The organism is Bacillus massilinigeriensis, assembly GCF_900111815.1.
GTDB classification, from domain to species: domain Bacteria; phylum Bacillota; class Bacilli; order Bacillales; family Cytobacillaceae; genus Mesobacillus_C; species Mesobacillus_C mediterraneensis.
Map to the genome: position 1 here is coordinate 209,193 of NZ_LT630004.1, position 21,026 is coordinate 230,218.

A 21,026-nucleotide genomic window follows, 5' to 3' on the forward strand; every position below is an offset into this window, starting at 1 on the left:
ATATTTATATCGGCATAAATAGAGCCATTTGAATAGGTACTTCGTAAGCCCGAAAAGGGTTCAACGTCAAATGTTGGGGTGAAGTGAATTTTACTTCACCCTTATCCAATATGCGAACCCAATCTTTTAAACTTATGTGTTAACAGTATTTTAGCTCGGAAACGCAGAAAGCTCCTAAAGCCAAAGGCATTTCGTTTCATTACTTTCGTTAAGTTGTTTATTCCTTCTAAGAAGCCGTTGGAATAGTTGTAGCTGAAACTATTTAATATTTCAATCTGCCAATTCTTCAGGGTTTGGGCAGCCTTCTGGAACTCTGGAATTCCAGCCTGATCAATCGCTTCGTATAGCGCATAAAGTGCTTCTTTGGTTTGATGAATGTTCTTTTCGCCATTCTGCTTCGCCTCGTTAAACCAAAGGCAAAACTGTTCTTTCAGTTCATATGCCTTCCTTAATTCAGGTGACATTCCTAAATATCTCTCAAGATACCACTTGTTCTCCTCCGTTAAATGAGAGGATTTTTTATAAAATATATGACGCATCCTTTTGCATTTCTTCCGGTCGTAGTCGTGCCAACTGGATTGAACCCGCCTTCTTACACCATCAAGCGCCCAATAGATGTATCGAACAAAGTGGAACCTGTCCGCCACAATAACTGGCTTCCCAAGCGCTTGTTTGACAGCTGCTTTAAATGACTGGCTCATGTCCATAATGACCACTTCTACTTTCGCACCATACTTTCTGAGGTATTGCTTAATGGTATTCTTATACCGATTGGGAAGGATATCAATTGGTTCCTTTGTGATTCCATTGGCGATGATGAGCTGGTACTTGCCCTCCTTGGTGTCCCCTTTATATTCATCCATGGCAATTACCTTCGGTAGCTCCTTGGAGGCCTCGTTTAAGGTTTCCTTAGCCAATAGATCAAAGCGCCTGACTACAGTGGATGAGGAGGTTCCATACACTTCTGCCGTTTCCTTAAAGGTCTTCCCCTTTATACTGCGAATCTTAACTGCCTGATTTAATTCCATTGACAGGCGTTGGTATCGCTTCACAAAGGGATTCTTCTCCGCAAATCTCTTTCCGCATGGGCATCCATATCGTCTCTTCTTGTAGAACAACAGCGTAAGTCTCTCAAATATCTTTAAATGCTTAATCTTTTGGATTCGGTAATCATGGGTTTTCTTTGTGAGAGTATGACAAGCAGGACATTTATGCGGTTTAAGAGGCATCTCTGCATGAATGCAAAGTCTCCCATCCACTGACTCCATCTTGGTGACCGTTACTTCTTCAAAACCAGGCAAAATTATGTTAGTATTCATTATGCACGTACCTCCAACTCCTACTTGTTTCTCGACAATTCAAGTATAAAAGATTGGATGGTTACGTGCATTTTTTATGTTCAAATTGTGTAAGAACCCCAACAAATATTATAGAACCCTCGACTTGCATGTCCTTTATTAGGGGAAAAGGATATGAAAGAATTAGAGTTTAGTAATAAGACTTTGCAACGTTCCATTGAAGAAGGTGATGTTCTTAGGGCGGTTGAGGCAGATGCAATTTTTCATAAGGTTTTTTTAGATGTGGCTGGGAACCCTGAGATCGTATTTGCATTAGAACGTAGTGTACCAAAAATTCAACGTTTAGAGATTTCACAATTTACTACGATAAAAGGGTTAAATTCAGTTGAGCAGCACAATCGAATTATATTAGCTTGTAAAAATCAAGAATATGAATTAGTCGTCCGTCTCATAGAAGAAAACTGGCTAAGTCTTGGCGAACTATTAATACAACAAAAAGAGCCGAGGTGAGTTCAGTTGCGGCCAATTATAATAGGGATTTGTGCAGCCTTCTTTTTTGCATTTACATTTGTTCTCAATGCATCGATGGAGTTATCAGGTGGTAGTTGGATTTGGAGTGCTTCGCTTCGATATATCTTTATGGTTCCATTTCTTCTATGTATTGTCATCATGAGAAAAAATTTACGACCACTTTTAACTGAAATGAGAAAACAGCCGGGGAAATGGATTTTATGGAGCTTTGTTGGCTTTGGGTTATTCTATGCTCCTTTATGTTTTGCAGCCGCTTATTCACCTGGTTGGCTGATCGCTGGGACATGGCAGATTACGATTATATCAGGTGCTTTACTTGCTCCATTATTTTTTGTAACGATACACACACAGAATGGACCTTTACAGATTAGAGGGAAAATCCCCTTTAAAGGCCTTATTATGTCACTGATCATTCTGTTAGGTATTTTTGTCATGCAAATCGAACATGCCAAGCAGCTTTCTTTAGAAAGTCTATTGCTAGGAGTTGTTCCTATTCTAATTGCATCATTTGCTTATCCTTTAGGAAATCGTAAAATAATGGATGTGTGCGAAGGGCGTTTAGATGCTTATCAACGAGTATTGGGAATGACACTGGCAAGTCTTCCATTTTGGCTTTTACTTTCCTTGTATGGAGTTTATACAGTGGGCTTTCCAAGTAAAGGGCAAAGTGTACAATCTTTATGGGTCGCACTTTCTTCAGGAATCATTGCAACGGTCCTATTTTTCATGGCAACAGATATGGTAAGAGGAAATATGCAAAAGTTAGCAGCAGTTGAAGCAACGCAATCAATGGAAGTGCTTTTTGCATTAGCTGGGGAACTACTATTTCTGTCGATACCAAATCCTTCTCCATTATCTTGCTTCGGTATTGCTATTGTCATTCTTGGTATGATTCTGCATAGTTATGTTTCAAATAGAAAAGTGGAAGAGTATCTTAAACAGTCAGTGAATCTTTAAATTATCCTGCTGATCCGTAAGCCCCCAATCAAAAAAACGCATATAAGCATACAGCACCTCCTGGTATGATGAATGTATCAATATAGGGCAGGTGCTTTTTATGTGCCGCAACAAAACTTACCATTGTCCCCATTACATTACATGCCAAAAATCAAGTTTTCTACCCATCTACTGCTTCATGAACTATTGCAAACACGCATGCATGAACAAAACGGCAAACGTTGGTATCTCTTTCACCAACGGTGTGGATGAGCACATTATCCAAACGTTATGAGGGAGCTTTAACATCGATGATATATGACTATACAACTGTAAAAAGTATTTATATCGTTTGTGGAAAAATAGATATGCGAAAAGGCATTGACGGACTGGCAACACTGATTCAAGATTCTTTCGAAATTGATCCATATGGCGTTTCCAAGTTTTTTGAAAATCTATTCAAATTTTGATTCTTCTAAAAAGTCTTCCAAAAGCCTTATAGAGGTAGGCTCCCAACAATAAATAATCCTCTGACTGGGTGTCTTTTCTAATTATACTAATATTGTTAATATTTTGGTATAATTAGTTAAGGGGGAATTATCATAATGGATACGACACAATTAAACAGTAAAGCATGGGATAAAAAGGTAGAGGAAGGTTCTAGGTACACTCAATCCGTAAGTAGCGAGATTATTGAAAAAACTAAATCTGGTGAATGGGAAATCACTGTAACAACGGAAAAATCAGTCCCTAGAGGTTGGTTTCCGAAGTCAATAGAGGGATTAAAGATACTTTGTTTAGCATCAGGTGGAGGTCAACAAGCTCCAGTTCTTGCTGCAGCTGGGGCAGATGTGACAGTTACTGATATATCTAAGAAGCAATTGGAACAAGATGAAATGGTAGCTGAACGTGATGGATTAACTTTAAAAACAGTACAAGGAGATATGTCTGACCTTAGTGATTTTGAGGATGAATATTTTGATATTGTCGTAAATCCTGTATCAAACTTATTTGTAAAAGATATTCATCCTGTATGGAATGAGGTTTCAAGGGTTCTAAAGGATAAAGGTACTCTTATTTGTGGATTTACAAATCCGTTATTATGGATCTTTGATGACAACCAAGAACGAAAAGGAATTCTTGACGTTAAACACTCCATACCTTCGTCAACATTGGATTATTTGCCAGAAGACGAGGTTCAAGACTACATCAAATCAAGTAAAACAATAGAATATGCACATACTTTAGAAGACCAGATCCAAGGTCAAATTAAAGCTGGTTTTGTTATAACAGGTTTTTATGAAGATGATTTTGGTGGAACAAGGATATTAGACAAGCATATTAAAACATTTATTGCTACAAGAGCTATAAAGTTAAAGGTTGATTAAGAATTTCCTTATGCCATTTAATTGTCCCATTGACATTTGTAGGAGAGAAGCCATATCTGTAGAGCAGTTGAAACGGAGACTGAAAAAATCAACCAACTATAAAGACAACCAATACATTCTGATAAAGCTAACGGTTGGAGAGAAATGATGCTTTTTCATCCAAAGGTTGATTATAAAAAATATAATAATGATGAAGAACTGATTGAAAATATGGAAGGGGATAAAATATATGAGGTGGCTCCTTCCTTTGATAAGCCATATAAGCAAAGTGAACTGCCTCTCACGCAGCTTCAGCCAATGACTTGGTTTTGGCTAAATACATATAACCCTAAACAAATAAACACATTTCAACAAGAAGCAAAGGAATACGATTGGTCCTCGACGTTTATTGGGGAGAGTGATGCATTAGGTTTTTCTACTAACGAGTCCTTCACTTCCAATGTAGATCTCTCCTATGATTATGATGAGTTCCTCAAGCTGTTAAAAACGAGTACGTGCAGTGAGCATAAGAAAGCCTATCAAAAAATGAAAGATACTAAAATTGACGATGTAGAAATATTGGGTGTAATCGTTTATGGAACAAAGGACGAAATCGCAGATATTATGAAAGATCCTATCATTAAATCCTCTTCACTAGGCGGAGTGATTGAGAATTATTAGGCAGTGTAACAATTGTCAGAGGTGGTTGTTTTAGCGGACGATGTTAAAAAGCAAACGACAATGGTGGTGGCGGGAATGCTTTGTCACCGTCATTGTCGTTTTTGGGTACTGTGGACTTACTGTTTAAAGCTGTATTAGTCTTCTGTATAAATAACCTCAAGCTCTGTTTCAATCTGTTCGATTGTTGCAATTGCATCCTCCGCATCTGCTTGTGCTCTACCTAGTTTTTCTGGGATTTCAATTCCATCATTTAGAAAGACGGGTTTAAAACGTTGCAGAATATCTACCTGTGTCTCTATGGAAGATTTTAAATTGAGCAAGGCAGAATTTAATTCTTCTGACATCTCCTGACTAAAGTATTGATTTGTTGATTAAAACAGGGATTTGGTGCCTGATTTCCGGTGTTGTAACGTTTCAGTGCAGTGGGTGTCAGTCACCAAATGAATAATAGGAAGAAATGATAAAAAGCTGACTGCATATAATTATATTTTACCTTTAACGATATAAGCAAAACTCTATCCTATGAGGTGCGAACCCACTAAATATGGGGTGAAAAACAAAAATTTACCCCTTTTGCAAAAGAGTATTGGGTAATTGGATAAAATATAAGTGATGACGCATGTGGAGTGTTGTGTGCAACTAATTTTAAAATAATGTGGGGAATCAAATTATCTTACTGAGATTAAAATATACAATTGTGACTTCTTCTTTCAGTGATGTTGTGAACTTTAAACTAGCGTGTTAAGACAGGGCAAACGTTTTGTAGGGTTTGCCTTTTGTTTTTTGGCGGAATTGGAAAAACGAGAAAATATAGAAAAGAAGGAAAGGAACCAAAGAATGTGTAATTTAGTAATAGATGCAGAATTCCTCTGTGATAAAGAAGGATCGTTGAAATTTTTAATTTAAAATTTAATCTAAATGAGAATCGCAGTATAAAAACTTCCACTTATAGTGTGAGTAATGGAGAATCACCTACTGATTTAACTTATTATTTGTGCGAACAAATTCCCGTCAGTGGCTTCCTTATATTTGACGGATGTGAAGAGTGTGATACTGAAGAAATGGATTAAAAAGTCATATTGAAAAATGAAAGGAGCGGATATCTAATGAAAGGGCCAGATAAAAAGAAACTATATCCAAATGAAAACATGAAAACAGTTTGTTATATAAGTAATTTACCAAAACGACCCAATGTAGAAATTGGAGAATATACCTATTATAGCGATAATAAAAAGTCTCCAGAGAAATTTTACGATAATATAGAGCATCATTATGAATTTCTAGGGGATAAACTTATAATAGGCAAGTTCTGTGCAATTGCAGAGGGTGTTAAGTTTATTATGAATGGCGCAAATCATAGAATGGATGGAATTACTACCTATCCCTTTAACATTTTTGGCTGTGGATGGGAAAAGGTTACTCCTACTATAGAACAACTTCCTTTTAAGGGAGATACTGTGATTGGTAATGATGTCTGGATAGGTCAAAATGTAACTATTATGCCAGGCATTATAATTGGTGATGGTGCGATTATTGCCGCTAATTCAACAGTAGTGAAAAGTGTGGAACCATATACAATATATGGTGGGAATCCAGCTAAATTTATCAAAAAACGCTTTAGTGACGAAAAGATTCAATTCTTGCTAAAGCTTCAATGGTGGAACTGGAGCGAAGAGGAAATATTTAATAATCTTGAAATGTTAACATCCGAAGAGGGGCTAAAGCAATTAATGAAAAATCCTTAGACACGTGGTCTTTCTAGCACGGCACAAAAGGAGACTTAAATCTGGGGGATTTGCTGGAACCTCGATTTAGCTCTAATTATGGCAAGCAAAAGAAGGAAAACTTCATCTTTAGCCTTGTTTGAACAATAGGCATTATATTATTAAGAATAATAGCTTCGAGATTTATCGCTTATAAATTTGAATTTATGAAGGTGGAATAATATGAAAAAAGATGCAAATAAATATTTAGCAATAGGTATACCCCTTGGATTATGCTTTGGTGCTTGTGTGGGAATTATTATAAACATTAGCATGAATAAAAGTAACTTTATATTTGGCATACCTTTAGGAGCCGGATTAGGAATGATTATTGGTATTATTGTTGGTTCTATCTTAGATAGTAATAATAAAAGATAAAATAATTTACATAATATTATGGATGGGAATATTATGTCTCTCTACTAAATCAGTAAAAAAATCTATATCATTTATAAGCTTTTTCTTCTGAGTGGTTTCAACTCAATAACATCTTTTCTCACATCAGGAATTCACATTGGACTTGAGCTTTTTTTGTTGGATTGATAAATCTGATGGAACGGATCTTTATTTATTTTATGGGGAAGTAAAATAAATATCAATACAATGAGGCGGCAGAACGATAATAGGTTATACTCCCCGTCATAATAGGGGGAGGATAGTTTGTCTTGGGAATGATGAAAATAAGGATTTTTTTCATTTTTGTCTCAATGTTAATCTTACTTAGACCTACTCTTTTTTTTTCTTTTCAATGCATGCCCAAGAATAATAAAACATCCAAAACACTAGAGGTACTAACATTGCATAAAAACTCTGACTAGATGGTAACGAAAACACTAATAATAGAAAAATAAGTACAAATGGAGGGAGTAGTACCGCATACTTTTTCCAGTGCATTTAATCGCTCCTTTTTATAACAACATATTAGGTATTCTGGAGGGCTGGTTAGACATTCAAGTCTCAAAGATAAGCCTACTAGCAAAAATAGCCATTAAAAAAAGTTTTCAGAATATAAGTGCCTGATAACTCTTTTTTTAGGGGCTTATTACAACTTAGGAAATACAAAGAATCTAGTTTGTTTTTTTAAAGGAAAGCTATCCTCAAATTTCTTCCCATCTTCTTTCCATTCTATTACTACTTTATATTGGGCATCGTGTGGTGGTTGACTAATGGAAAAAAGCGAGATTGTTTCATTCTGCTTGAGGTGCTTCTTCTCCTTATCTTCGAATGCACTAACCTTGTTATTTATTTTAAATTCGAACTTTGTAAATGCGTGCCTCTAATATTTTAGTTGTAGTTAAAGGCTATATGTTTTAATAAGGGGAAAAATATGATTCTCAGGACAGCACCTGCTTTTTCCGTAAAGACATTAAAATGTGTGATCGGTTTGATCAGGTCTTTTAATATACTGATATAACGTTGACCCAAGATTTTTGTCTCTTGTTATTAAAGATATCGTTCTTTTTCTTCCAAAATCAACAATTGGTAAAGAAAAAAGATTGGGGTGATTGATATTTTTGGCTAATAGTTCGGGTATGATTGTTATCCCGATTCCTGATGCAACGGAGCCATAGATGAAATCACCAAAAGTTACTTCACTTACTATATTTGGTTTGTACCCGATTAACTCTATTTGATGGATAATGTGATTCCTTAAATCGCACGGTGCTTGATGAGTAATGAAAGGCTCTTCACACAGTTCGCGAAGCTTCACACTATTTTTAGATCTATACTTGTGATCTAAAGAAAACAATGCATAGTAAGGTTCTTTAAACAATTCGTAACGCCATAATGAGTCAAGCGTATGTTCAGTCTCTATAAAGACTGCATCAAGTCTTCCTTCCCGTAAAGAGTGTAATAGCTCACTCGAAGTATTTTGAAGCATTAACGAAACTGATCTATCCATGAACTTGAAGCCTTTCATTCTTAACGGTAAATAATAAGTAGCTAAGCTTGGTAAACTGCCAATTGCAACAGGAGTACTTCGACAAAATGTTTGTAAATCTGAACGAATGACAGTTAATTCTGTCATTATAGGCACAATTCTATTGTAGAAATACTGCCCGGCCTCCGTTAAGGTAATACCGGTCGGGGTTCTATGAAACAATCTAACGTTTAAGCTGCTTTCTAGATTTTGAATTTGCTTACTCAAAGCTGGTTGAGAAATGTTATTTACGCTTGCAGCTTTAGAAAAACTTTTTTGTTTTGCAGCCTGCGTAAAGCTTTGAAGCCAATCTAAGTTCATCTTACTCACTCCAATAGTGATAACTTTTTGTTATAACCTTATAAAAATACTGTTCTTCTAGTAGGCTGCAATGCTTGTTATGATTCTAAAAAGAAGTGTGTTTATTATAACATAATGTTATGAGTGGTTTTAACAACGTTTGTTTATATTCTAACTCTAACAAAGGCGGATTTCATAACGAGTGTTTAATGGTCATTACGGGGGGATTTGTTTATGAATAAGGTTCTAATATTATCTTTAGGTATGTTCGCTTTAGGTTTCGATGCTTATATTGTTGCTGGGTTAATTCCAGGCATCAGTGAAACGTATCAAAGAGATATATCACAAGTAGGGTTAGCTGTTAGTGTATTTACATTGTTTTATGCTTTATCAGCACCGCTATTTGCTTCTTTGTTGGCGGGAAAGCCGGTAAAAAAGATACTGTTATACTCCATGCTAGTTTTTACAATAGCGAATAGTATTACTGCCTTTGCTCCGACTTTTACTATTCTTTTAGTATCAAGAGCTATTGCAGGGGCAGCAGCGGGATTGTTTTCACCATTGGCAATATCGGCCTCTTCAGCAATTGTGTCGATGGAGCAAAAGGGGCGAGCTATAGGCTTAACATTAGGAGGGATGAGTATAGGGACAGTGTTAGGTGTTCCTTTAGGTCTTTATGTTTCTAACTTGTTAAATTGGCAAGCATCCATATGGTTATTGGTGATAATTGGAGTTATCACAATGGTTTGTATGCTTGTATATTTACCATCAGTTGAAACGCCCACTCCACCTGCTCTTTATGAACGTTTAAAAATGTTTCTCGATAAAAAAGTAACAGTGACAGTAAGTATAACTTTTTTTGCAAGTATCTCTAGTCTAGGATTATATACATATCTCTCACCATTAATAAAAGAATTTACAGGGACAAGTAATTTGATGATATATCTTTTGGTATGGGGATTGGGTGGATTGTTTGGAAGTTTAACGATTGGTTATTTAATTGATTACTTTAAAAAGCCGAAAACATTAGTTACGGTAATATTATTCATTTTAACAGTGTCTATTATTTGTATTCCAATAGTGATTCATGTGCCGTTGTTGAAATATTTTCCATTTTTTGTGTGGGGTGCAATGGGCTGGGCCTCTCAAGCTCCACAACAACATTTATTAATGTCTTACCAACCTAATAATGGAGGTTCCGCAGTCGCATTAAACAGTTCACTAAATTATTTGGGCAGTTCAGTAGGCGCTACATTAGGTGGTTCAGTGTTAGCTCTTGGATTCGGTACTATATCAATAATATTTTTTGCTCTTATATCTATGTTGTTTTCGATCCTACTACAGTTCTATAGTATTAAAAAATTCAAATGAAAAGAAGGGAGTACTGAAAACTAAATCCATGGCAATCGGTCATGATTAGTATATTTAACTGAGTCTGGTATTAAAAAGGCTGAAGAATTAATGAAAAAGTATCTAAGTAGATGGGGAAATATGAAAAATAGAGTCGGTTTGTTACATACAATGCGTGAGCCATTAAAATTAGGAGGACTCCTAGATGCTAAACGTAGAGATTAGAAGACCGTCAATCGAGGACACTCAACAGCTAAATGATTTTTTTAGAACTGTGATTGTTGATACGTTTACTAAAGAAAGCATAGGGGATAAATTGAGCGATATCAAGGAAGAAATAGAAATTAAGGAAAAATACTTAGTGAGTGATTTTGCAAGCAATGGGGAGAAAAGGCATTTTTTTATTGCTTTATATGGTGACAGAATTATTGGTTCCATTGAATATGGTCCAGTAAGTGACCTTATAAACAAATGTACCAACAATGCTTACAAGGAAATGCTGGAGGTAGGTACACTATTTGTTCATCCTGACTTCCAGAGTAAAGGAATAGGGAATTTGTTATTGCAGACAATTTATCATGCTTTTAAAAATAAAGGGATCGAAGAGTTTTGTTTGGATAGTGGTTATATTAGAGCACAAGGAATCTGGAAAAAGAAATTTGGAGAGCCTGATTATTTGATGAAGGATTATTGGGACAAAGGATATGACCATATGATTTGGAGAATAAAAGTCAGTGATCATATAACAGGATAGGAATACTTGGAGGATGCCCATCCGAACCATGCCTTTATTGCTGCTACATACACTAATCATATGTGGGAAGCTCTTAAAAACCATTTTGCCAATACGGCCTTGAAATCGTAAAATGTACTTTTTGCGATTTCAGGTTTTTTGTCTATTCATCGAGGTAATGCTTCCAATCAATTTGATAAAATGGTCTTAAACATGGTATAAGTTTAAAAGGAGCAAGGGCGTTTTGCTTTTTAAATTTGGGATAAGGTTCGCCGGTAACCCATAGTGAAAGGATTTGGATTTTAATATGAAAGAAAATTTTTGGCGTGATTTACCACGACCTTTTTTTATACTGGCACCAATGGAAGAAGTGACGGATGTTGTGTTTCGCCATGTAGTGAGTGAAGCAGCGAGACCTGATGTATTTTTCACGGAGTTTACAAACAGTGAGAGCTACTGCCATCCTCAGGGAAGGCAAAGCGTTCGCGGTCGTTTGGCTTTTACAGAGGATGAACAGCCGATTGTCGCCCATATTTGGGGAGACAGGCCTGAAAACTTCCGGGAAATGAGTATTGGTATGGCGGAACTTGGGTTTAAGGGTATCGATATTAATATGGGCTGTCCGGTTCCGAACGTGGCGCAGAATGGAAAGGGAAGCGGCCTTATTCGCCGTCCAGAAGTTGCAGCAGAATTAATTCAGGCTGCAAAGGCAGGAGGATTGCCTGTAAGTGTGAAGACAAGGCTTGGCTACAAGGATTTAGACGAAAGGCACGACTGGCTGACACACATATTGAAACAAGACATTGCCAATCTCTCCATTCATCTCCGAACGAGAGAGGAAATGAGTAAAGTAGATGCCCATTGGGAACTGATTCCGGAGATGAAGAAACTTCGTGATGAGATTGCACCAGATACCCTCCTGACGATTAATGGGGATATCATGGACCGTCAAACGGGCATGAAGCTCGCAGAACAATATGGTGTGGATGGCGTCATGATTGGTCGTGGCATTTTCCATAATCCATTCGCCTTTGAAAAAGAGCCGAAAGAACATAGCAGCGAGGAATTGCTCGATCTCTTAGGGCTGCATCTCGATCTCCATGACAAATACTCAGGTTTAGAGCTGCGTTCGTTCAAGGCTCTGCATCGCTTTTTCAAGATATATGTCAAAGGATTTCACGGGGCAAGTGCATTAAGAAATGAATTGATGAACACAGAGTCAACAGATGAAGCGCGTGCATTGCTTGATAGCTTTTCAAAAAATCTTGGTGGGGTTGGGGAGCAGTAGACGGATTGCTATTCTGGCAAAAGTAAAGCATTCCGTGCCCCTAGTAAGTTCATACTAAGCAGTTAATTGGCTGGTGTGCGGAAGAACTGATAGAAAAAAGTTGAATGTACTCCAGTGGTGCTGAACAATTATCAAAAACAAGAACAGTTTAAGGAAGCAGTTGCTAAACTAGCGGCTGGTTCCTTTTTTTACTTACGATTTAGAGGTTGAGGAAGGATTAAGAGACTTTTTATTGAAGTGCTTAGAGAATGGAGCGGTTTAATCGAATAAGCATTCACAAACAAAAGGTGTTGAACTATATGAATCGTTGGAAATTTGATAATGAATCGAAGAAGAAAGTGCGAGGTCTTAGAAGAAGGAAAATAAATTTAATAAATACCTTATATGAGAAGACAGAGCAATTGCCTAACCCTAAAAATGGTAGCCTAGGATATTGGCATATACATTTGCCTTTTGCTCAAGGGCATATAGATTCTAATAAAGCTCCAAACAAATTAAGAAGAGAAATAATGCAAATTTTGATAGATAGGGTTAGCTATTTAATAAATTTAAAGACACCATCGCAGCATCAATATAGAATTTATACGGTAATAAGTCTGCCTAACTTATTTGACTCCCAAATCGGAGTTATCCCTGATAAAAGTTGGTTTAATGGATTTTTTGAAAGAGATAGCCAAGAACAGAAATGGCTGTCTTTGAACTTACAGAGAGACCTTATTAAAGAATGGGAACTTGACCTGCCACCTAATTTAGTAGTAAAAGGGTTTAAAGAAATAATCTCTGATGAGGATTATTACCATGAAGGAGAGATTTGGTTTATAGGGGAGTTGAATTAGATTTTTATCTTCTAGTGTTAATGCCTTTAATTAGAATACAGGATGTGGGGTAAGGTTGAGCTTTTTTATAATGGCATTTTCTTTATAATTTCGACAACTGTATCTGTTTTGATATTATTTAATAAAAACAGCAAATTAATAAGCAGGCTGTCGGCATTTATTTCGAATACGATAATTTTAGGAGTAGTAACCTGGGTTTTATATACTACTGACGAGGAAGCAAAAATGTTTGGCTTTGTGCATCTTGAGTTGGTAATTGCCATTCAATTAATAACTTGGATTAACTGGTTATTACTTGAGGTTATTAAATATAGAAGAACTAAGGCGTGAAGAGGGAAATTTATATACTGTTAATCTATTTTCATAAAAATAATCATCAAGCATTTCTCGTATAACTATAAGTAGCAATTAGTATTATCAAAGATTAGAAAGGCGGTCTCAGAGTGGGGGATATCAAATTATTTCGTATAAATGGCGAGAATGCGGAGGAATTAGCTGGACTTGCTGTGGCTATTGAAAAGTCGCTGCAGAATATAATGGAGCGGCATCTTGAAACATTTCTAGGAATTCGCTTTTTAGCTTCGGAATATAGTACAGGTAAGCGGCATGCTGGCAGGATTGACACGTTGGGAATTGATGAAAATAATTCTCCAGTGATCATCGAATATAAGCGTTCAGTAAACGAGAATGTGATTAATCAGGGTTTGTTTTATTTGGACTGGCTTTTGGATCATAAAGCGGAGTACGAGCTTATGGTGATGCGGAAGTATGGGGGAGAAATTTCTGATTATATTGATTGGAGCAGTCCACGCCTTCTTTGCATTGCCGGGGGATTTACGAAATACGATCAGCATGCGGTTCAACAAATAAATCGTAATATAGAGCTTTATCAATATAAACATTATTCCGATGGATTGATATTATTGGATTTAGTTAATGCCACGACTGCACAAACCATTCACGAGGATGAAGAGACGAGCATTGCAGTGAACAGAAGCACTAAAGCCAAAACAGTGTCATATTACCTTGAGCAAGCTAACACAGAAATGACAGATAGGTATGAAACATTGAAAGCTTATTTGTTAGCTTTGGGCGATGATGTTCAAATAAAAGTGCTCAAACATTATATTGCATTTAAGCGAATTAAGAATTTCGCATGTGTGGAAATACACCCAGGGACAGGGAAGATACTGATGTATCTCAAAGTCCTTCCTGAGACAATCAGTTTGGAACCTGGATTTACACGAGATGTAACCAATATAGGGCATTATGGTACTGGCGACTTAGAAGTAACCATTAGCTCTGATGAGGATATTGAAAAAGCAAAGCCTTATATTCATATGAGTTACGATATCAGTTGATTGAATGAGTGGGAGGGAGAGGTGGAAACCATGCCAAAAGACGACTTTGGGATAATTGATTGTATCGATCATAACCACAATTATATAGATTATGATCCTGAAAAATATAACTGCGTTTCCATTGAATGCGAATATGTTGAAAACTGGTGGAAGCAGCTGCATTTATTAAAAACCTATTTCCACCGCATGAGTAGACCAGAATTTGGTTTAGATCGATGGGGAACAACAATAATCCCACCGGAATCACTGCCTAATTTTTTAATGATTGTCCTCAAAGAACCTAAAATATACTCGGATGATAGCCTTGTTGCATTGGTGGAGAAGATTCGAGAAGCCATAGAGGAAAACAAATACTTGATTCATTATGGGGTATAGGGGCTAATGGACTGAACAGACAAATCAAGTGCTATCCGTTGCCTGAGCGGTGGAAGACACATAGGGAAATACTTTCCTTACATAATAGCTATTCCTATGTATAAAAAAGTCGCCTCGCATTTTGGAAATCAAACTAATATTGCAGTCTATATAAACTGTTGAAAGTCTTTTTATTTATCTACTTTATCTTCAGTATAACTACCCGCTTTATAAAAATCTTCTTCCTCATTATATTCTACGGTAACAGATATTTCTGTATCAGGGTCACTTTCGAGGTATCCATTAACAAAACAAAGTCCCCCTCCTGGAAAATCGGGATATTCAATATCTTGAGGAATAAATGGTTCTTCTTCCATTGATTTCATAAATGTTGTTGCCTCTTTTTTAATCTTCTCTTCTGTCACTTTATCCTCTCCCCCGCATGCTGATAAAATCCCTATAGCCAATAGGGCAATGAGTAATCTTTTTAACATTTTATCCCCTCTTATTTGGAAAATTGAACTAAATAATACTGTAATATACACGTTGCAGGGAATCAAATATGAATAAATCAAGTAGAGATTATGAATGATAGGTATTAATTGGCAAGGAGGCATTCGTTTGGGTCAGTGGAGTCGTAAACAATGTCATCCAGCTGGTCGTCCGCTATTTCTAATATTCGTTTGATGTCATGCTCTAACTCGGATAAAGGCTTTTGTAGGTCTTATACATGAATAGGGTCCTTCAATAAGGTTTTGTTAATTATTTCATAAATTGCCCGAATTGCAGTGTATACAAACTGCTGAAAGTTCTCTTGAAAATAAAAGGAAACATGGTGGTTCTTCGTTTGAGCCACCATGTTTCTTTTTATTATTTATAGATTCCATAACTATCCGCCTTATAAGAGTCCTCTTCTTCATTATAGTCTACAGAAACAGATATTTTTGTTTCTGGGTCACTCTCTAAATATCCCTTGACGAAACAAAATTGCCCTGCAAGAGTGTCGGGGTATTCAATCTCTTGAGGGATAAATGTATCATCTTCCATTTCTTTCATATAAGTTATTGCCTCTTTTTTTATCTTTTCTTCCGTCACTTTATCCTCTCCTCCACATCCAGATAAAATTCCTATAACCAATATGACGGTGAGTAATTTCTTGAACATTTAATCGCCTCTCATTTGGAAAATTCAACTAAATAATAGTATAATATACAATTGGGAGGGAATCAAATATGTACAAATTAAATATAAATAACTCAATTCGAGATTTAGAATATTACATTCTGAGTAAGAGTGCCTATAGTAAAGATATTGTATATGAGAAAAAAGTAAAGATTGATGAAAAAAAAGAAGTTTGGAAACTAATCGATTCAAAAACACACAAATCAGGTCTGCATGCAGTTGCTTATAAAAAAGATAATAATATTGTTATTGCATACAGAGGAACAGATCCGACAAGCGTGAGAGACATCTTTACGGATGGTTATTATATCGCAGGTCAATTTTCTCCATTCAATGGAAGAGAGAACCAATTTGTTGAAGGTCTAAAATTTGCTGAAGAGATAAAGAGGAAGAATCCCAATGCGAATATCTCCTCTACTGGTCATTCTCTCGGAGCTGGGGTTTCCCATTTTTCTTCTGCCATTCTTGGCTTAGACTCTGTTACATTTGCTGGAGCCGCCATTATTAACAGCTTGCCTGATAAGTATAAGGAAGCGGCCAAAGAAGGTAAGTTTGACAACACCCATGTGAACTACATACTGCCAGAAGACCCCGTGGGTGGCGGATACAAGGACCCATGGACAAATAAGAGAAGCTATATAGGAACCACCTATGTTATTGGTGTACGCTGCCATATTCGTTGGCAGTGTTTTTTGTTGTTTTAGGAAAAAATTGTGGCGGCACAATTTTAGAAAATCATGCGACAATAGATTAATGTTAATCATTCCCTGGCGGGAGGAGGGGCAAAAAGGGCCCGAAGAGACAGCGTTCCTTCAGCCTAATTTAGCCAAAACCATGACTAGGATAAAGTATCTTGGTAGAACAATCAGAGAATATTTAAGATATTATCAGGATGTACCACCTCCTTGCGATGAGAACTGTCCTGATTGTAATAGAAAATTATATAAGCATGGCCGGTACTATCGTATGGTTATCACAGGGAAAAAGGCGAGAAGGATTCCGATCTACCGATGGTATTGTCCTGCTTGTGGAAAGACTTTTTCATTATTGCCAGATTTTCTCTTCCGCTACCAAATCCATAGTGGGCAACTTTTACAAAGAGCCTGGCTTTTGCGGTATGTAAAAGGTCGAAGCTATTCTTTTATTCAAACGTACTTCTCGCAAAATGTTTTAGGGGGAGTAAGCTACAAAACTGTTAAACGATGGGATCGGCTTTGGAAGGGCCCGCTCAAGTCTCTTGTCCAATTCCTTCTTTCTTCAACAGTTGAAATTAAGCCATTTGCATTTGAATTTCAAAAAATTAAGCACTTAACAGTGGAACAACTTCTATTATTCCTTCTCCCGTTGGCATGGGAAATTTCTCATCCTACCACCCCCTATCCTTCCTGTGGTTACTTCCAATGGATAAATCAGTTAAGAGAAAAAATATAAACCACTCCATCCTTTATTCCCCATTCCACTCTCCGCCTACTTTCTTTCCGAATCCTGTTTCTCCCCCCTTCGGGGTATAATCCTCCTAAAATATGTATTTAAAACGAACGTTCCCACAGAATTTGGGCTCTCCCTTTTCATTGGTTCCTGTTATTTAATGAAACTTGTAGAAGTTGATTAAAAAGAGGGAGAGTTTTATATGGACGAAAAGCTTAGAAATGACATTGCCTTATACCGCTTTGGTTTGATCGCTGAAATTGTCACCAGAGAGCTCCCAAAAGGAGAACAAGCACAACGGCTTCGTAGCATCGCAGAGGCTGAACATATGAATCCATATGGAGAGATGCAAAAGGTCGGCATCCGTACGCTGGAAAGGTATCTGCAGCTTTATCGCAAGGGAGGGTTTGAGGCATTGAAGCCGGTGAAACGAGGCGGATATGCACCAAGGTCTATCTCAAAAGAGATACTGGAAAAGGCCATTCAATTGAAAAAGGAACGCCCAGAGAGATCGGTCGAACAAATTATCCGCATGATGGAGTTGGCAGCCATTATGCCAAGGGGAAGCATATCCGAAAGCACCCTCTCCAAACAGTTTAGGAAAGCAGGTATAACGAAAAAACGGCTACAACAAACACCTGTAGGCAACCAGTTTCGCCGCTTTGAATTTCCGTATCGCAATGCCTGTTGGCAAGGGGATGTCCAACATACTTTGTNGGGTGATATCATGTCTTTCCTCCACTTCTCTTATCTTTTTATTAAGGTCATCAGCTCGGTCCAGAAGAATTTCTGGCGTAAGCTGAATGCTTCCAGCTTCTACCGAACCCATAAAATGTGGAGAGCGATAATATTCTTTGTTCGTCTTAATATCAGTAAAAATATCGGACACGATGTTCCCGTATTCATCAAACTCAAATTTTTTAATACCATGATACTCATTTATAGCGTCTAATTCACTCTTAGTCCCTTCCCCGAAATTCTCCTGATCATATCTCTTTCCAAGTGCATAAACCGTTCCGATATGTTCTCTACCCCAAGTCTTCCATGAAGTGAAGGGGCCAGCCGACACAGGNATAGAGTGCTTTGAGATTTAGATATACTCATATGAAAGGTGCGTATTCTTGAGGTAGAAAGAATGAGTGCAGCTACATTTATCTCGACCTGCTCACCATCTTTTGTCTCATAAAGAATGTTTTCTTTCCAATCCAATTGTACTTGTTTTCCTGGTGGAGTTTCAAAACGAACCGTCCCCTTTGGGGAAGCTATGCGCTTGTCCTCCGTAATGGTAGCCGATGGGGTTGCCTAAGAATTATTTACTAAATTAGAGCCAAATCATATCAGTTGTTTTACCAAATCCACCACGATGCTTCTTTTTTAGCTTGGTGTATCATTTCGTATTTAGTCACTTCAATTTCCCGTTTCACATCTTCTAAACGCTGAATTTTTTCAGTGTAGTTAGTCATATAATTTTCTGCAGCTCGAAGAAATGCGTCTTTTGATTTACCAGATCGCCAACTTGATAGTGTAGTATCATAGAAAAAATCATCCAGCCGCTCTTTATCTTTTCTTAAGTAATCAATATACCGTTCTATCTTTCCCTCCATTTCAATGAGTTTTGCTTTTTCTTTAAGGTATTTCGCCTCTTTGGTCATTGAAGTTTGTCAGCCTCCACAAAGGTTTTTGCAGCTTCTCTTAATACTTTTACAAAATCAGTCGTATGTTCGCCATACCAATTGATAAACCCATTCATCTCTCTATTGATGAGGCTTTCCACATGCTGTGCTTCCTCTATATGAGAATAAGAAAGTAGTTCCGCACAGGTGGTATCATGTCTTTCCTCCACTTCTCTTATCTTTTTATTAAGGTCATCCGCTCGGTCCAGAAGAATTTCAGGCGTAAGCTGAATGCTTCCAGCTTCTACCGAACCCATAAAATGTGGAGAGCGATAATATTCTTTGTTCGTCTTAATATCAGTAAAAATATCGGACACGATGTTCCCGTATTCATCAAACTCAAATTTTTTAATACCATGATACTCATTTATAGCGTCTAATTCACTCTTAGTCCCTTCCCCGAAATTCTCCTGATCATATCTCTTTCCAAGTGCATAAACCGTTCCGATATGTTCTCTACCCCAAGTCTTCCATGAAGTGAAGGGGCCAGCCGACACAGGATCCCTTGGATCTATGTAAACGGTATGTGTTTTGTCGAACTTTCCATCTTTTGCTGCCTTCTGCAATTCTGGTGGTAAACTGTGCAAAATAGCTGGTCCGCTAAAGGTAACTGAATCTAACCCAAGTACCGCAGAGGCATATTGCGAATCTGCGGAACCGAGAGAGTGACCGGTAGTGGAGATATACATGTTAGGATGATCCTTTTGAATCTTTTTGGCGAACTTAACACTCTCGGTAAATTGGTTTTTCTTTGGCGTTAACCATTCTATATCATTGACAATAAGTGTCAAATCGGACTTCAAATCTTTCCAACTGTCCGGTTGTGTTCCTCTATAAGCTATGATTATATTATTTTCATGCTTATAAGCAACAGCATGCAGTCCGGTGTCTTTGTCATTCTTCACATCAACCAAATTCCATTTTTGAGTTTGGCCATTAATAGGAATTTTAATTTCTTTTTTAGGCTTTTTATATGCATCGTCACTCATACGATGATAGATACTGTCTTGGATTAAATTCTTCATATTTGATTCCCTCCCCATTCTATATTATACTTTTTTTAGATTAAATTTCCAATTTGTGAGGAGATAAAATGGTAAAAAAGTTATTGATTGCCTTAATCATTACATTAACTTTATCAGGATGTGGCGGGGAGGATAAACAAGTGGAGAGTAAGCAAGTGGAGGATAAAATTATAAAAGAAGCAGTAAGGTTCGCAAAGGAAGTTGATAATAAAAAATTTATTCCAGACCACATTGAGTATTCTGACGTCATTGGGGGCGGCAGTTGTGACGTTTATGGATATTATGAAGATGAGCCAAAAAAAGAAATAACTGTCGGTGTTATCTTTGATGAAGATGAGAATCGTTATGAAGGAACAACGATTGGGTCTAATTAATTTTAATCGAAAGATACCTAGTTTAGATGTTCCTTTAATAGAACAATGAATCGTGAAAAAGTTGAAGTGGAAAAAGATTAAAACAAGAAGCAGTTTAAAAAATAGAAAAACCCCAGGATGCTTTATATGAGATTCTGGGGTTTTATATTATATAAGACGTTTTTCCATTTCCTTTTCTAATTCCTGATGGCTGTATATATTTCCTGCTATTTCAAAGTCAATGCCATAATCAAATAGATCGTCATACCCAACGCCCTGTTTATTAGTGACATCATATCTGCCAAACTCTTCGTCAAAAAATATCATTCCAAGATTATCAAACTCCTCGCAATCATAACCACTTTCTGTCAAGTATTCATTCCCATCCAGATACTTAACAAAATGTCTTTGAACCGGATTCTTATGAGGTGAGGATGTTAACAAGTCACTCTCACGGAGAAGAGGTTTCCCATTTTTCCTCTGCCATTCTTGGCTTAGATTTCGTCACATTTGCTGGACGACCTGCCAATATTAACAGCTTGCCTAAGAAATATAAGGAAGAAGCCAAATTTCCTTGGATCGAATTACAGCTTTATTTACGACATTCTAGCTGTATCTTTTTTGACCTGGATAAATACTGATCTAA

The 21,026-nt window shown here is 37.0% G+C and carries 24 protein-coding genes and 2 pseudogenes; 18 read left to right on the top strand and 8 right to left on the bottom strand.

The features are described 5' to 3' along the window. Window positions 1–101 precede the first annotated feature (101 nt). Window positions 102–1,319, bottom strand: coding sequence for an ISL3 family transposase (locus BQ5796_RS01125; RefSeq protein WP_071458587.1), 1,218 nt, complete (start codon window positions 1,317–1,319; stop codon window positions 102–104). Window positions 1,320–1,439: 120 nt separating this feature from the next. Between BQ5796_RS01125 and BQ5796_RS01130 the strand changes: the two are divergent. The 5 genes and pseudogenes from BQ5796_RS01130 to BQ5796_RS01150 form a co-directional block, all read left to right on the top strand. Further along, window positions 1,440–1,808: pseudogene (locus tag BQ5796_RS01130) on the top strand (FCD domain-containing protein); the annotation flags it as partial. Between the two features lie 6 nt (window positions 1,809–1,814). Further along, window positions 1,815–2,786: a DMT family transporter gene (locus BQ5796_RS01135; protein ID WP_071458588.1), complete on the top strand. Its 972-nt coding sequence runs from the start codon at window positions 1,815–1,817 to the stop codon at window positions 2,784–2,786. A 290-nt stretch (window positions 2,787–3,076) separates the two neighbouring features. After that, window positions 3,077–3,235 (top strand): IS66 family insertion sequence element accessory protein TnpB, encoded by a 159-nt coding sequence (tnpB, locus tag BQ5796_RS18780; RefSeq protein WP_071458589.1) that lies wholly within the window; start codon window positions 3,077–3,079, stop codon window positions 3,233–3,235. A gap of 135 nt (window positions 3,236–3,370) precedes the next feature. Next, window positions 3,371–4,153 (top strand): class I SAM-dependent methyltransferase, encoded by a 783-nt coding sequence (locus BQ5796_RS01145; RefSeq protein WP_071458590.1) that lies wholly within the window; start codon window positions 3,371–3,373, stop codon window positions 4,151–4,153. 144 nt (window positions 4,154–4,297) lie between these two features. Continuing rightward, a complete protein-coding gene (locus BQ5796_RS01150; RefSeq protein ID WP_083413014.1) occupies window positions 4,298–4,813 on the top strand; it encodes an anti sigma factor C-terminal domain-containing protein in 516 nt (171 codons plus the stop codon). A 134-nt stretch (window positions 4,814–4,947) separates the two neighbouring features. Here BQ5796_RS01150 and BQ5796_RS01155 read toward each other — a convergent pair whose 3' ends face one another. Next, on the bottom strand, window positions 4,948–5,157 hold the full coding sequence (locus BQ5796_RS01155) for a hypothetical protein (RefSeq protein ID WP_141769918.1): 210 nt from the start codon (window positions 5,155–5,157) through the stop codon (window positions 4,948–4,950). A gap of 762 nt (window positions 5,158–5,919) precedes the next feature. Between BQ5796_RS01155 and BQ5796_RS01160 the strand changes: the two genes are divergently transcribed. From BQ5796_RS01160 to BQ5796_RS01165, 3 genes and pseudogenes are all read left to right on the top strand, one after another. Then, window positions 5,920–6,558: a Vat family streptogramin A O-acetyltransferase gene (locus BQ5796_RS01160; RefSeq protein ID WP_071458592.1), complete on the top strand. Its 639-nt coding sequence runs from the start codon at window positions 5,920–5,922 to the stop codon at window positions 6,556–6,558. Between the two features lie 29 nt (window positions 6,559–6,587). Further along, window positions 6,588–6,680, top strand: a pseudogene (locus BQ5796_RS18785) (hypothetical protein); the annotation flags it as partial. A gap of 79 nt (window positions 6,681–6,759) precedes the next feature. Next, window positions 6,760–6,954, top strand: a complete 195-nt coding sequence (locus tag BQ5796_RS01165; RefSeq protein ID WP_071458593.1) for a hypothetical protein — start codon at window positions 6,760–6,762, stop codon at window positions 6,952–6,954. A gap of 988 nt (window positions 6,955–7,942) precedes the next feature. Here BQ5796_RS01165 and BQ5796_RS01170 read toward each other — a convergent pair. Further along, entirely contained in the window at window positions 7,943–8,818 is an 876-nt protein-coding gene (locus BQ5796_RS01170; protein ID WP_071458594.1) for a LysR family transcriptional regulator, read from the bottom strand. Window positions 8,819–9,031: 213 nt separating this feature from the next. On the opposite strand from BQ5796_RS01170, the gene BQ5796_RS01175 reads away from it, so the two are divergent. From BQ5796_RS01175 to BQ5796_RS01205, 6 genes are all read left to right on the top strand, one after another. After that, window positions 9,032–10,168, top strand: a complete 1,137-nt coding sequence (locus BQ5796_RS01175; RefSeq protein ID WP_071458595.1) for an MFS transporter — start codon at window positions 9,032–9,034, stop codon at window positions 10,166–10,168. A 184-nt stretch (window positions 10,169–10,352) separates the two neighbouring features. Next, complete coding sequence (locus tag BQ5796_RS01180) at window positions 10,353–10,901, top strand: GNAT family N-acetyltransferase (RefSeq protein ID WP_071458596.1); 549 nt, start codon at window positions 10,353–10,355, stop codon at window positions 10,899–10,901. Window positions 10,902–11,187: 286 nt separating this feature from the next. Beyond that, entirely contained in the window at window positions 11,188–12,168 is a 981-nt protein-coding gene (locus BQ5796_RS01185; RefSeq protein WP_071458597.1) for a tRNA dihydrouridine synthase, read from the top strand. A 299-nt stretch (window positions 12,169–12,467) separates the two neighbouring features. Next, on the top strand, window positions 12,468–13,004 hold the full coding sequence (locus tag BQ5796_RS01190; RefSeq protein ID WP_071458598.1) for a DUF3916 domain-containing protein: 537 nt from the start codon (window positions 12,468–12,470) through the stop codon (window positions 13,002–13,004). A 443-nt stretch (window positions 13,005–13,447) separates the two neighbouring features. Next, window positions 13,448–14,365, top strand: coding sequence for a DUF5655 domain-containing protein (locus BQ5796_RS01200; protein ID WP_071458600.1), 918 nt, complete (start codon window positions 13,448–13,450; stop codon window positions 14,363–14,365). Between the two features lie 30 nt (window positions 14,366–14,395). Next, window positions 14,396–14,740 carry a hypothetical protein gene (locus BQ5796_RS01205; RefSeq protein WP_071461095.1) on the top strand — a complete coding sequence of 115 codons (345 nt, stop codon included), beginning with the start codon at window positions 14,396–14,398 and terminating at the stop codon, window positions 14,738–14,740. Window positions 14,741–14,910: 170 nt separating this feature from the next. On the opposite strand, the gene BQ5796_RS01210 is transcribed toward BQ5796_RS01205, so the two are convergent. Both BQ5796_RS01210 and BQ5796_RS01215 read right to left on the bottom strand, forming a co-directional pair. Continuing rightward, entirely contained in the window at window positions 14,911–15,213 is a 303-nt protein-coding gene (locus tag BQ5796_RS01210; RefSeq protein ID WP_071458601.1) for a hypothetical protein, read from the bottom strand. Window positions 15,214–15,589: 376 nt separating this feature from the next. After that, window positions 15,590–15,883, bottom strand: coding sequence for a hypothetical protein (locus BQ5796_RS01215; protein ID WP_071458602.1), 294 nt, complete (start codon window positions 15,881–15,883; stop codon window positions 15,590–15,592). Window positions 15,884–15,951: 68 nt separating this feature from the next. Between BQ5796_RS01215 and BQ5796_RS01220 the strand changes: the two genes are divergently transcribed. Both BQ5796_RS01220 and BQ5796_RS01225 read left to right on the top strand, forming a co-directional pair. Further along, window positions 15,952–16,605: a Tle-like phospholipase domain-containing protein gene (locus BQ5796_RS01220; protein WP_071458603.1), complete on the top strand. Its 654-nt coding sequence runs from the start codon at window positions 15,952–15,954 to the stop codon at window positions 16,603–16,605. A 49-nt stretch (window positions 16,606–16,654) separates the two neighbouring features. Then, window positions 16,655–17,332 (top strand): DUF6431 domain-containing protein, encoded by a 678-nt coding sequence (locus BQ5796_RS01225; RefSeq protein ID WP_071458604.1) that lies wholly within the window; start codon window positions 16,655–16,657, stop codon window positions 17,330–17,332. Between the two features lie 1,343 nt (window positions 17,333–18,675). Here the strand turns inward: BQ5796_RS01225 and BQ5796_RS01240 are convergent. Both BQ5796_RS01240 and BQ5796_RS01245 read right to left on the bottom strand, forming a co-directional pair. Next, window positions 18,676–18,981, bottom strand: a complete 306-nt coding sequence (locus BQ5796_RS01240) for a hypothetical protein (protein WP_071458607.1) — start codon at window positions 18,979–18,981, stop codon at window positions 18,676–18,678. After that, on the bottom strand, window positions 18,978–20,027 hold the full coding sequence (locus BQ5796_RS01245; protein WP_071458608.1) for an alpha/beta hydrolase family protein: 1,050 nt from the start codon (window positions 20,025–20,027) through the stop codon (window positions 18,978–18,980). Before BQ5796_RS01245 ends, BQ5796_RS01240 begins: the two co-directional genes overlap by 4 nt. A 68-nt stretch (window positions 20,028–20,095) precedes the next feature. On the opposite strand from BQ5796_RS01245, the gene BQ5796_RS01250 reads away from it, so the two are divergent. After that, complete coding sequence (locus BQ5796_RS01250; protein ID WP_071458609.1) at window positions 20,096–20,401, top strand: hypothetical protein; 306 nt, start codon at window positions 20,096–20,098, stop codon at window positions 20,399–20,401. A gap of 147 nt (window positions 20,402–20,548) precedes the next feature. Here BQ5796_RS01250 and BQ5796_RS01255 read toward each other — a convergent pair whose 3' ends face one another. Further along, window positions 20,549–20,752 carry a hypothetical protein gene (locus BQ5796_RS01255; protein WP_200792855.1) on the bottom strand — a complete coding sequence of 68 codons (204 nt, stop codon included), beginning with the start codon at window positions 20,750–20,752 and terminating at the stop codon, window positions 20,549–20,551. Between the two features lie 62 nt (window positions 20,753–20,814). On the opposite strand from BQ5796_RS01255, the gene BQ5796_RS01260 reads away from it, so the two are divergent. Further along, entirely contained in the window at window positions 20,815–21,021 is a 207-nt protein-coding gene (locus tag BQ5796_RS01260; RefSeq protein ID WP_071458610.1) for a hypothetical protein, read from the top strand. The last annotated feature ends 5 nt before the right edge of the window (window positions 21,022–21,026 follow it).